The sequence below is a fragment of the Allobosea sp. 05T439 genome, from assembly GCF_056396005.1.
In genome coordinates this window covers 210574-222481 of sequence record NZ_JBFTKP010000004.1, presented here as the reverse complement: position 1 = coordinate 222481, position 11908 = coordinate 210574, and the positions used below count along the sequence as shown (strand labels likewise).

The window sequence follows — 11908 nt, the reverse complement described above, 5'->3', positions numbered from 1 at the left end:
CTGCGGGGGCAGGCCGCGGCTCAAATCTGCGCGGGTGGTGGCTGACTAAGCCGGGCGACCGTCAGCGCGTCAGGAGATTTGGCAGGGTGCTGCCGGCAGGACGCAAGGTGGCTTCCGAGTTGAGCGCCAGCGATGGACCTTCGAGCGGGCCCTGCAGGACGAGGGGCACCGTCAGGGAGCCGCTCTGCTGGGCCAGCTGGCCGGCCATCTCGATCCAGCCTTGCTGCAGGAATGCCTGGCCTGCGAGCGTGAGACGATAGGTCGGGCCCGTCATCTGGGCATCAGTGATTGTCGCGATGCCATCGGCGACATTCGCCGTAGCGCTCGCGCTGTCGAATGGCGTCTTGCCCTGCCGCCATTCCCGCAGGGCCGCCACAGGATTGCGCTCGGCACGACGCAGCAGGTCGATGAAAGCAAAGCCGCCAAGCTCGCCTTGACGCAGACTGAGGCTCGCCTTTCCGTTCAAGGAGGCGAGAACGGCCTCGGCCGTGGTGCCCGTGCCATCCAGCGCGAACTGCAGATTGCCTTGCCCGCTCAGTCTCGGCAGTTCGGGCAGGTCGGTTGCGCTTTGCCCGAGATTGATCCGGTCGAGATTGCCTTGCAGCTTCACGTCGATGGTGTTCGGGGTCGCACTCGCAAGCAGGCGGCCCTTGACGCTGCCGCCATAGGCAGTCGCGCGAAGCAGCCCGGCCTCGAAGCGGCCCTTCTTGACGAGCAACTGGGTCGCGACATCACTGAGACGGGCGCCGCCGAGGCGGGCGGCATCCACCGAGACGCGCAGGTCGATGTCATGCGCCGTCCAGGCCTCGAATTCGAGCGGCGTCGGGTTGGCGAGCCCGGTGCCGGGTTTGGGCAGGCCGAGCCGATTGGTCATGCGGCCAAGATCGAGCGTCGCGCCGGCGAGTGTTCCGGAGAGGGACCAGCGTTGGCCGGCTTCGCCGAGCATGATCGCGCCGTCGAGGCGGTCCCCGTCGAAGATGGCGCTTGCGTTGCTGAGCGAGATCTCGTTGGCCTTGATCTGGGCTTCAGCGGCGATGCTGAGCTGTCCGATGGCAGGCGCGAGGCGGGGCGTTTCACCGAACCAGTCGAACAGTTCCGGGAGCGACGGCGTCGAGAGGCTCAATTGCCCATTGAAGACCGGCTCGCGCAGGCCGGATCGTATGCCGTCAAGGCGCAGGTTCATCCGTTCGGAGGTCGCGGACAAGGAGAGCCTGGCGCTTTCCCCGGCGACCGGCCAGACAACACTGAGATTGGTCGCGACGCCGCGCCAGGTCACGGAGCCCGAGGCGATGATCGGCTCCTCGGGGTCGCGGTCCTCGATGATCAGATTGACATCGCGCAGGATGGTGCGGATCGCGCCTTCGGCCCGCGCAAAGACCGAACCCGAAATGATCACGATCCGGCTCTGGTTCGTGAGGCTGGTGAGATAGGCAAGGGGCGGCGCGAGCCATTCCGAGAGCTCATCGTCCCTGCCTGAAACTGTGGCATCGATTTGGGGAGAGATCAGATCGATCCGGTCGAAGGAGAGGCGCCCTGCCAGAAGCGGCAGCAGGCGGGCGCGGGCCTTGAGCTGCGACGCCTTGCCGGAGAGCAGGCCGTCATGTTGCTTGAAGCTGACTTGCGAGAGCTCGACCCGCGGCAAAGGCAGAAGGACGATGCTCGCATGCTCGAGGCTGGTCACCTTGAGGCCGGTGCGATCCTCGATGCGGGCAACGACATGTCGCTCGACCAGCCCAACGGCAACGCCCCAGGATTGCAGGCCAAGCAGCACCAGGCCGATGGCGAGCGAATAGGCGAGAATGGAAACGCGTCGTGTCATGGGCCTTCGGCCGGGCTGCAACCGGAATCGAACCGGAGGTCAAGCTAAAATTGTTTATGACGATGCCGGGCGGCTTGTCGAGTTGAGGAGCCTATTTCCGGCATACAAGCTGTGGATCGGCAAAGAGAGCCGCAACGCCTTACGGTGTCACCCCTTCGTGCCACCGGCTCGTGCCAGAATGATGGCGGGATAGAGGCCGGCGATCACGATCAGCAACGCGGCCAGCGCTCCGTCTTCGAACATGCCGCGTGAGGCATGTCCGTAGACGATGGTTGCGAGCGTGTCGACGTTCAGCGGTCGCAGCAGCAGCGTCGCGGGCAGCTCCTTCAGACAGTCGACGAATACGAGCAAGGCGGCCGCAGCGATGGCAGGGCGAGCGAGCGGCCAATGCACCTGCCGCAACACCTCGCCCGAGCTTGAGCCGAGGGCGCGCGCGGCATCGTCGATCCTCGGCGAGATCCGGGCGAGACCGCTCTGGATGCCGGAGATCGCGATCGACAGGAAGCGTACGACATAGGCAATCACGAGAGCGGCACCCGAGCCGATCAGGATGAGACCAGGACTGACGCCGAACAATGCGGAGACGGTGTCGGCGACGAGATTGTCGAAGGCGGCAAGCGGGACGAGCAGTCCAAGCGCGAGCACCGTGCCGGGCAGCGCATAGCCAAGCGAGGCGATGCGCGCGAGCGCCGGCAGCCAGGTTTCGCGGCCGAGCCGGCCTGCAGCCACGATGCAAAGGCCAAGCGTCACCACGATCAGCGCGGCGCCAGCCGACAGCAGCAGGGCATTCAGGAGATTGCGCAGCAGGGCCATGTCGAACTGATGCAGCAGGCCGCGCGTCAGGACCTCCTGGAGGAGAAAGCCCATCGGCAGAAGCGCGCCAAGCAGCAGGGGCAGGGCGCAGGCGGCGCTGGCTGCGAGCGCAATGCGCCCGGACAGGAGCCGGCGGCCGACGGCGCGGGGCTGGCGCACCGAGAGCGTGAAGCGGCGCGCGCCGCGCAGTCTCGCCTCGGTTGCGATCAGGGCGACCACGAGGAGAAGCATCACGCAGGAGATCTGGGCTGCGCCCGCCAGAGAGCCGCGATTGAGCCAGGTCGTGTAGATCGACAGGGTCAGGGAGCGGACCCCGAGATATTCGGTCGCGCCGATATCGTTGAGTGTTTCGAGCAGTGCCAGGGTCAACCCTGCGACGAGCGCCGGGCGCGCCATGGGCAAGCCAATCCGCCAGAACAAGGTGCCGTGCGCGGCTCCGAGCGTCCGCGCCGACTCGACGATCGTCGCGCTCTGCAGGCCGAACAGCGCCCGGACGCTGAGATAGACGTAAGGGTAGAGCACGATCCCCATGACGAAGATCGCGCCCGCCAGATTGCGCGGGTCGGGAAACCAGTAGTCGCGCAGGCTGCGATAGCCCGTCACCGCACGCAAGGCCGTCTGCAGCGGTCCCTGGAAGCCCAGGAACTCAACATAGATATAGGCCGTCAGATAAGTCGGGATCGCCAATGGCAGCACGAGCAGCCATTCGAAGGCGCGACGGCCGGGAAACTCATATTGGGTGACGAGCCAGGCCGTGCCGACGCCGATGAGACTGCAGAGCAGGCCGACGCCGGCAAGAAGCATGGCGGTGTTCGCCAGCGCATCGGGAATGACATTGGCGACAAGATGCGGCCAGATCGACGATGCTGCCGGCGAAAGCGCGGTCAGGCCGAGCGCGAGAACTGGCAGCGCGACAAGCCCGGCACCCGCAACCGAAGCCCAGACAAAACGGCTCGACGGCCGCCACAGGCGTGGCGACCGTCGCATTTCTCCAGCCGTGGGAGACAGGCTCAATTGTCGAAGCCGACCTTGTCGACGAGGTCAGCGGCCGCCTTGCGGTTCTTGCCGATCTCGGTCAGCGGGGTGGTATCGACATTGACCTTGCCCAGCAGCTTCACAGCGGCGCTTTCCTTGACGTCCGGGTTGACCGGGAACTCGAAATTGCCGTCGGCATAGATGGTCTGCGCCTTGTCGCCAAGCATGTACTCGATCAGCTTGACCGCGTTTTCACGATTGGGGGCGTGTTTGGCGATGGCGGCGCCCGAGATGTTCACATGGGTGCCGCCATTGGCGAAGGTGGTCTTCAGCGGCTTGATCGCCTCGAACCAGCCCTTCTGCTCGTTCGCGGCAATGCTCATCAGGCCGATATAGTAGGTGTTGATCACTGCGATATCGCAGAGCCCGGACTGGATGTCGCGCGCGACTTCACGGTCGCCGCCGCCCGGCTTGCGCGCGGTGTTGGCCTTGAGTGCCTTGAGCCACGTCTCGGTCTTGTCGGCGCCGTTGCGCGCGAGATAGGCGGCAAAGAGAGCGTTGTTGTAGGGGTGCTGACCGCCGCGGATGCAGAACTTGCCCTTCCACTTCGGGTCGGCGAGGTCCTCATAGGTGATCGCATCCTGCGGCACGCGATCCTTCGAGACGACGACGATGCGGGCGCGCTTGGTCAGGGTGACCCAGTTATCCTGCGGATCGCGCAGCTGCGCCGGGACGATCTTGTCGACGGCCGCAGACTTGATCGGCTGGGTGACGCCGGCATTGGCGGCCGAGATCATCTGCGCGGCGTCGACCATGATCATGACATCGGCCGGGCTGTTTGCGCCCTCGGCCTTGATGCGCTCCTCGAGCCCGTCCTTCAGGAACACCGTGTTGACCTTGATGCCGGTGTCCTTGGTGAAGGCCTCGACGACGGGATTGAGCAGGGCCGGCTCGCGCGTCGTGTAGAGATTGACGCTCTGGGCCAGGACCGGGGTAGCGAGCAGGCAGGACGCCAGGGCGATGAGGGACAGGCGAGTTTTGTCGATCATGGTTCGCTCCTTCGGGCGTAGATGCCCTCTGCACGTTCGTGGTGCTGGAGCGGTATTGCCTGACGCTAGGGCGGTCAATTGAAAAGCGTTATAGATCAATTGCTTATAGGTTTTCTAAATTGCATCCTCTTTAGATTAATTCAAAGAAGATGCGCCTTCGAACCAGCGCCCAAGACTGACATCGGGCCGCCGAAAGTCGGCCGGCAGGCCTGTTGGAACTAAGGCAAAAGCCGGAACGCCGGCCCGGCGATCACGCGGACCGGCCCGCGCGTTGGCGGATCGATCGAGCCGCGCAATTCGATTGCATCGCTCATCACGGTCTCGTCACGAAGCGAGGCTTCGCGCGTGCGCAGCTTGCGGCGCAGCGCCTGCATCTGCGCTTCGACGCGTGAAATGCCGACCCGCTCGTCGATGCCGCGCCGATCGCCGGCACTGAGTTCCCGCGCCGATCTGAAATCGACGAAATCGCGCCGGCTATAGGGCCACTGCGACGAGCCCGTGAAGGTCGTGACCTTGCCGTCCAGAACGACGCTGTCGCCGGGACGAAGCGTGATATCGCGCAACAGCGAGACGCGGCGCTCGCCGCTGGCGACAATCGCCGGCCGGCAGGCTGGATCAGAGGATTTCTCATGGCCATAGGCAACGGGGAGCGAGCCATAGGTCTTGCCATCTGCCGAAACGGCGCCGTCGATCGTGCTGGCACCGGCGGGAACGCGGAAGACCTTGACCGGGACGCCGGGGTTCATCGCCCGGCAGAGGGCGTCGTGTGCCGTTAGGTCAGACTGGGCATTCAGATTGCCGATCGGCGCATGAAAGCCGTCGCAGAGCCGCACGCAGATGGTGCGCGCGCCATGTCCACTGCCGGAGACGGTATCGAGGCGTGCAACGCTGTGCTGCGTCGTGGGGCGCCGGGCCGCCTGACGCGGAGGTTCGACCGTCCTGAAAGGGTTCAAGACCACGGGCGGGTGCGCGATGCGCCCGTTCGGTACGCTGCGCGTCAGGGGCAGGTTCCAGATGCCACGCGCGGGCGCATAGGCGATGGGGGCATGATAGGCGCCGGCTTGCGGGGCGCGCATAGCACGGCGGTTCGCCGCTTCCTGGAGCTGAAAGTCGCGGACGCCGGCATCGTCGCCAGCCTGGACGAGCGAGATCGTGCCGATCGCGCCACCCGCTCCGAGCACAAGGCCAAGCGCAGTCATCGCCGCGAAGCGGCCCGTTCGTTTCTTGCCGTGAGCATTACGCTCCAGCGCAACGACGGGGACAGGGCTGCCTAATGGTGGGTCTTCCCGGTCGGGGATCTCACGGACACGAAACATCGCGTCTACTCCACTMGCGCTTGTTCTTCGTCCGCCGCCCTTGGGGTGTAGTTTACTTTTCGTTAATCATCAACGGCCCGTCGGCGTTCGCGCATGCAAAACGGGCGCGATGCTTAACGCAGCGTGCCCGGCCAAAATGCCTGGAGAGGGGTTCAGCTTGCCGGCGAAATGACGATGCGCTGCATGTTCGAGGCGGTTGCGGTTTCACCTGAGCCGCTCTCGAAACGGCCGCGCAGCTCGATCGTGGTGGCATCACCGATCTTCGCCTCCCGCACCGTCATGTCGCGACGCAGGGCCAGCATCTGGCCTTCACGGCTGGAAACGCCGACCGTGTCGTCGATCATCCGGCGTTGATTGGCGTTGAGTTCGTTCGACGACCGAAAATCGCGGAAATTCCTCGGGTTGTAAGGCCAGGTGGAAGAGCCCTCAAAGGTTGTCACCTTGCCATCAAGCACCACCGAGTCGCCTGGGCGCAGGGTGAAATCCCGCAGAAGAGAGACACGGCGATCACCGGCAGACGGGACGGTGGGCCTGCAGCCCGGGTCAGACGATGTCTCGTGACCATAGGCAACGGGCAGGGAGCCATAGGTCCTGCCGTCGGAGGCCACGGCGCCGTCGATATCCGCGGCGCCGGCAGGAACGCGGAAGACCTTGACCGGGATGCCGGGATTCATCGCCGTGCAAAGGGCCTCATGCGCCGGCCAGTCAGCTTGCGATCGCAAATGGCCAAGCGGCATGTGATAGCCGTCGCACATCCGTACGCAAATGGTGCGGGAGGCGCCTGATCCGGTATCGTAACGGGCCGTTGCACGGAGAGTGCTTACGGTCGCTCCATCGCGCGGCTTGCCGCGTTCGCGCAGGACGGGGGGATGTTCGATCCGGCCATCCGGGTATGAGCCGAAGAGCGGCAGCCTCCAGCCTGAACTGACCGGAGCATAGGTCAAGGCCGCGGCACTGGGCGCACGTCTCGCTGCTTCCTGAAGATGGAAGGCACGAACGCCGGCGTCATCACCAGCCCGAACGAGGGTGACGGTCAGCGCCGTGCCGCTCGCTCCGAGAACCAATCCGAGCAGCACCATGGCTGCATACCGCGTCAGAGCGGCCCTTCGGGAAGGAGACGGATGGATTCCGGGCGGAGTATGGCCCGACAGCGGCACGGCATTTCTTATGCGGAACATCGACGACTTTGCTTATCGCAGGGATCACTCACCCAGCGTTATGCAAGCCGCCGTTCTCTCCGCTTTAAGGCACAAGGTTGCCTTTGATGCATTCTGCAGAAATACGCCACGAACTGCAGGAGATGCGAAGTTCGTGGCGCAGGAACGATTGAGAGGGAGGCTTTGACCGCCCTCAGAGGTCCGGGCCGCGCACCGCCTGCGGGATGGCTACGGGCACAGCGGAGCTGGGCACGCTCTCGCGCTCGCCGCGACTGCGGCCGGAGAGCCAGGTGTCGACCTTGTCGAGGTAGAAATAGATCACCGGCGTGATGTAGAGCGTCAGCAGTTGCGAGACGATCAATCCGCCGACCACGGCGATGCCGAGCGGCTGCCGGAGCTCGGCGCCGGCGCCCGCGCCGAGTGCGATGGGAAGCACGCCGAAGATCGCGGCAAAGCTCGTCATCATGATCGGACGGAAGCGGACAAGCGCCGCCTCGCGGATGGCGGTCAACGCGTCGTCCCCCTGTTTACGACGCTCGATCGCGAAATCGACCATCATGATCGCGTTCTTCTTGACGATGCCGACCAGCATCAGGATGCCGATGATCGCGATCACCGACAGGTCCATGTTGAAATACTGCAGGGCGAGCAACGCTCCGAGGCCGGCAGAGGGGAGGCCGGAGAGGATGGTGATCGGGTGGATGAAGCTCTCGTAGAGAATGCCGAGGATGATGTAGATCACCAGGATTGCGGCGAAGATCAGCAGGCCTTGCCCCTTCAGCGCATCCTGGAACAGCTGGGCGGAACCGGCGAAGCTCGTCACGATCGAGGCCGGCAGATTGACGTCGCGCTCGGCCGCGCGGATGGCGTTGACGGCGTCGCCAAGCGAGATGCCCGGCGCCGTGTTGAACGAGATTGTCACCGCCGGCTGCTGCGAAATGCGGTTCACCGCGAGCGGGCCGACGCTGGGCTTGATCGTCGCCACCGTTTCCAACGGCACGTTCAGGCCGTTCGCAGCCTTGAGCAGCAACCGCGAGAGCACAGCGGGATCCTGCTGATAGGCGCGATTGGCCTCCATGATGACCTGATAATCGGTCGAGGGGGTGAATATCGTCGCGATCTGGCGCGAGCCGAAAGCGTTGCCCAGTGCCTGCCGGATCTGGTCACTGGAAATGCCCAGGCTCGCGGCGCGTTCGCGGTCGATGTCGATCGAGAGCTGCGGGTTGCGCAACTGCAGATCGATATTGGCATCGCGCAGCTGCGGAAGCCGCGCGAGCCGCTGCTGCATCAGCGGAGCATAGGCGAAGAGCGCATTCAGGTCCGGTCCTTGCAGCGAATAGAGGTACTGCGCGCGTGACGACCGGCCGGCGTTGAGGTTGATGTTCTGCACCTGCTGGAACACCGCAGTGATACCCGGCACGTCGCCGGTCGCGCGCCTCAACCGCGAGATCACCACCTCGGCCTTCTCGCGCTGATCCTTGGGCTTGAGCGCGATGAACATGAAGCCGTTATTGGTGGCGTTGAAGCCGCCGATATTCGACGTCAGATAATCGACTGCCGGATCGGCCTTGACGATTTCGGCGATGCGGATCTGGCGCGCCGCCATCGCCTCGAATGACGTGTCGGGCGGGCCTTCGGTCGATGCGCGCAGGAGGCCGGTATCCTCGGTCGGGAAGAAGCCCTTCGGGATGTCGATATACATCTGCGCCGAGATATAGACCGTCGCCAGCGTGAAGATCAGCATCAGGATGCGCGCCTTCAGCACGCAATCCAGGGTCCAGCGGTAGGCGCCCAGCATCCCCTGGAAGCCGGCCTCGAAGACGCGCTCGATCAGGTTCGGCTTCTTGTGGTGATCATGCGCCTTGAGGAAACGGGCGCAGAGCATCGGGGTGAGGGTCAGGGAGACGAAGCCCGAGACGATGATCGCGGCCGCGATCGTGCCGGCAAACTCCGTGAAAACCTTGCCGACGACCCCGCCCATGAAGAAGACGGGAATGAAGACGGCAACGAGCGAAATGGTGATCGAGAGAATGGTGAAGCCGATCTCGCGCGAGCCGTCGAGGGCCGCCTGGAACGGTTTCTTGCCCATCTCGATATGCCGGATGATGTTTTCCAGCATGACGATGGCGTCATCGACGACGAAGCCGACCGCGAGCGTCAGTGCGAGCAGCGAGATGTTGTCGAGCGAATAGCCGAGCGCGTGCATGATCGCGAAGGTACCGACCAGCGAAATCGGCAGGGCGAGCGTCGGAATCAGCGTCGCGGCCAGGCTCTTCAGGAACAGGAATATCACCATGATCACGAGCGCGATCGCGATCATCAGCGAGACCTCGACATCCTCCACCGCCTCCCGGATCGGGATCGAGCGGTCGTTCAGGACATTGAGTTCCATCGCGGCTGGAAGTTGCTCGCGATAGGCCTCGAGCCTGGACTTGATGCTGTCGACGACCTCGACGGTGTTGGCGTCGGACTGACGATAGACCGCCAGCATGATCGAGCGCTGCCCGTTGAACCAGCTGCCGGTCTGGTTGTTCTCGACGGAGTCGTAGACCTGTGCCACGTCCTCGAGGCGGATCGGCACGCCGTTCTTCTGCGAGATGATGAGGTTGCCGTACTCGGCGGCGCGCTCCATCTGGCCCGTGGCGCCGAGCGTCAGGCGCTGGTTCTCGCCATTGAGCGTGCCGACCGGGGAATTGGAGTTGGCGGCGGCGATCGCATTGCGGACATCGCTCAGTGCCAGGCCGCGAGCCGAGACGGCGTCGGGATTGACCTGTACGCGCACGGCGTATTTCTGCGCGCCGAAGATGTTGACCTGCGCGACGCCAGGCAATTGCGAGATCTGCTGCTGCAGGATGTTCTCGCCGAATTCATGGACTTCGTAGAGCGGTTTCGTCGCCGAGGTCAGCACCATGAACAGCACCGGCTGGTCGGCCGGATTGACCTTCCTGAAGCTGGGTGGCGAGGGCAGCTCCGGCGGCAGCCGACGAGCGGTGGCACTCAGCGCGGCCTGCACGTCGAGCGCTGCGCCGTCGATATTGCGGTTGAGGTCGAATTGCAGCGTGATCGAGGTCGCGCCGAGCTGCGAGACCGAGGACATCGAGGTGATGCCCGAGATCGAGGCGAATTCGCGCTCCAGCGGTGCGGCGACCGAGGAGGCCATCGATTCGGGGCTCGCGCCCGGCAGGCKGGCGCTGACATTGATCGTCGGGAAATCGACCCGCGGCAATGCCGCGACCGGAAGCTGTTTGAAGGCGAACAACCCGAAGATCAGAAAGGTTGCCATCAGGAGTGTCGTCATCACCGGACGACGGATGCAGGCCTCCGGGAGGTTCATCAGCCAGCACTCCCGCGCTGCGAGGTCTGGTTGGGCGGCGGCCTCTGGCCGCCCCGGTTGCGCTCGACCGCGCGGGCGCCATCGGTCAGCAGGAGCTGGCCGTCGATGACGACCGTCTCGTCGCCCTTCAGGCCCGACGCAAGTACGACGCGGTCATCGATGGTGCGGTCGACGGTGACCGGGCGGGCGCGGGCGACGCCGTCCTCGATCACGAAGACGAAGGTGCCGTTCTGGCCGTTCTGGACGGCTTCGCGGGGCACGGTCAGCGCATCGGGCTCGACACGCAGGGTCAGGCGGACCTGGCAGAGGGCGCCGGGCCACAGGGTCTCGTCAGGATTGTTGAAGATCGCGCGCATCTGGATCGTGCCGGTCGTCGCATCGACGAGATTGTCGATGACCGCGATCTTGCCCTCGACGCCGCGGCTCGCACCCTGCTGCGTGGCAACCGCCACGGCCGTGCCGGCATTCATCGCTTCGCGGATGCTGGACAGCTGGCGCTGCGGCAGGGCGAAGCTGACATAGATCGGATCGATCTGGTTGATCGTCACCAGCGTGGTCGAATTGTCGCCGGTCTTGGCGATATTGCCTTCCTTGAGGCCGGCTACGCCAATCCGGCCCGAAACCGGGGCGGTGATGGTGTAATAGGTCAGCTGGACCTTGAGGGCGTCGACCGCTGCCTCACCGCCACGGACGCTGGCCTTGAGCGTCGCGACCTGGGTGCGGGCGGTGTCGAGACGCTGGTCGGTGGCGAAATCGCGCTTGGCGAGTTCTTCCGCCCGGCGCAGATCGGCTTCGGCGGAGGCGAGCGAGGCCTTGTCGCGGGCAACACCCGCTTCGGCCTGTTTCAGCAGCGCTTCCGCGAGGCGGGAGTCGAGGCGGAAGAGCATGTCGCCCTTCTTCACATAGCCGCCATCGGGGAAGCCGACCTCTATGATCTGCGTATCGACGCGCGAGCGCACCGCAACGCTCGAGAGTGCCTGCACGGTGCCGATCGCGTCGAGCCTGACCGGCATCGGCCGGCGTTCAGCCTTGGCCGTGACGATCGTCACGGGTGGGCGTTGTTGTCCCGAAGCGCGTGATGATGGGGCCGCGGCCTGCTGGGCCGGCTGGGCATAGGGCGGGATGATCTTTCCGTAGGGAATGCGATCGAGCGGAGGAGGGACTGATCGGCCGGAATAATGGAGACCCGCGCCAGCTGCGACCGCGCCGACGGCGGCCACGACAACAACGCGCCCKAAAGACAAGACAGCCATGCGAAACCTTGCGCCAGAGCGGGACAGACTCTGTACCATTTGGAACGGTCGTCCCTAAACCGTCCTAGCCGCAAGCATTTAGCATGCCGGCAGGTGGTTTTGGGCGCAAGCGCGAAACAGCGTTTGTCTCACGATGTAGCGAGGATGTGACAGAGTATATCTTGCGGACGTGCGTCTGCGAACATTGCACGC

At 64.6% G+C, this 11908-nt stretch carries 7 protein-coding genes; all 7 read right to left on the bottom strand.

The window, feature by feature from the left end; genetic code table 11:
- Window positions 1-61: 61 nt before the first annotated feature.
- A complete protein-coding gene (locus AC1DIO_RS06575) occupies window positions 62-1819 on the bottom strand; it encodes an AsmA family protein (RefSeq protein WP_441505952.1) in 1758 nt (585 codons plus the stop codon).
- Window positions 1820-1966: 147 nt separating this feature from the next.
- Window positions 1967-3619 (bottom strand): ABC transporter permease, encoded by a 1653-nt coding sequence (locus AC1DIO_RS06570; RefSeq protein ID WP_441505951.1) that lies wholly within the window; start codon window positions 3617-3619, stop codon window positions 1967-1969.
- A gap of 23 nt (window positions 3620-3642) precedes the next feature.
- Complete coding sequence (locus AC1DIO_RS06565) at window positions 3643-4656, bottom strand: extracellular solute-binding protein (RefSeq protein ID WP_441505950.1); 1014 nt, start codon at window positions 4654-4656, stop codon at window positions 3643-3645.
- 218 nt (window positions 4657-4874) lie between these two features.
- Window positions 4875-5972 carry a DUF2865 domain-containing protein gene (locus AC1DIO_RS06560; RefSeq protein WP_441505949.1) on the bottom strand — a complete coding sequence of 366 codons (1098 nt, stop codon included), beginning with the start codon at window positions 5970-5972 and terminating at the stop codon, window positions 4875-4877.
- Window positions 5973-6124: 152 nt separating this feature from the next.
- Window positions 6125-7051 carry a DUF2865 domain-containing protein gene (locus AC1DIO_RS06555; RefSeq protein ID WP_441505948.1) on the bottom strand — a complete coding sequence of 309 codons (927 nt, stop codon included), beginning with the start codon at window positions 7049-7051 and terminating at the stop codon, window positions 6125-6127.
- A gap of 271 nt (window positions 7052-7322) precedes the next feature.
- Window positions 7323-10463, bottom strand: a complete 3141-nt coding sequence (locus tag AC1DIO_RS06550; protein ID WP_476853269.1) for an efflux RND transporter permease subunit — start codon at window positions 10461-10463, stop codon at window positions 7323-7325.
- Window positions 10463-11716 (bottom strand): efflux RND transporter periplasmic adaptor subunit, encoded by a 1254-nt coding sequence (locus AC1DIO_RS06545; protein ID WP_476853268.1) that lies wholly within the window; start codon window positions 11714-11716, stop codon window positions 10463-10465. Before AC1DIO_RS06545 ends, AC1DIO_RS06550 begins: the two co-directional genes overlap by 1 nt.
- Window positions 11717-11908: the final 192 nt, after the last annotated feature.

Excerpts from the sequence above, each read along its gene's own strand:
- AC1DIO_RS06575 (WP_441505952.1), bottom strand. The coding sequence starts at position 1,819 with ATGACACGACGCGTTTCCATTCTCGCCTATTCGCTCGCCATCGGCCTG.
- AC1DIO_RS06570 (WP_441505951.1), bottom strand. The coding sequence starts at position 3,619 with ATGCGACGGTCGCCACGCCTGTGGCGGCCGTCGAGCCGTTTTGTCTGG.
- AC1DIO_RS06565 (WP_441505950.1), bottom strand. The coding sequence starts at position 4,656 with ATGATCGACAAAACTCGCCTGTCCCTCATCGCCCTGGCGTCCTGCCTG.
- AC1DIO_RS06560 (WP_441505949.1), bottom strand. The coding sequence starts at position 5,972 with ATGTTTCGTGTCCGTGAGATCCCCGACCGGGAAGACCCACCATTAGGC.
- AC1DIO_RS06555 (WP_441505948.1), bottom strand. The coding sequence starts at position 7,051 with ATGGTGCTGCTCGGATTGGTTCTCGGAGCGAGCGGCACGGCGCTGACC.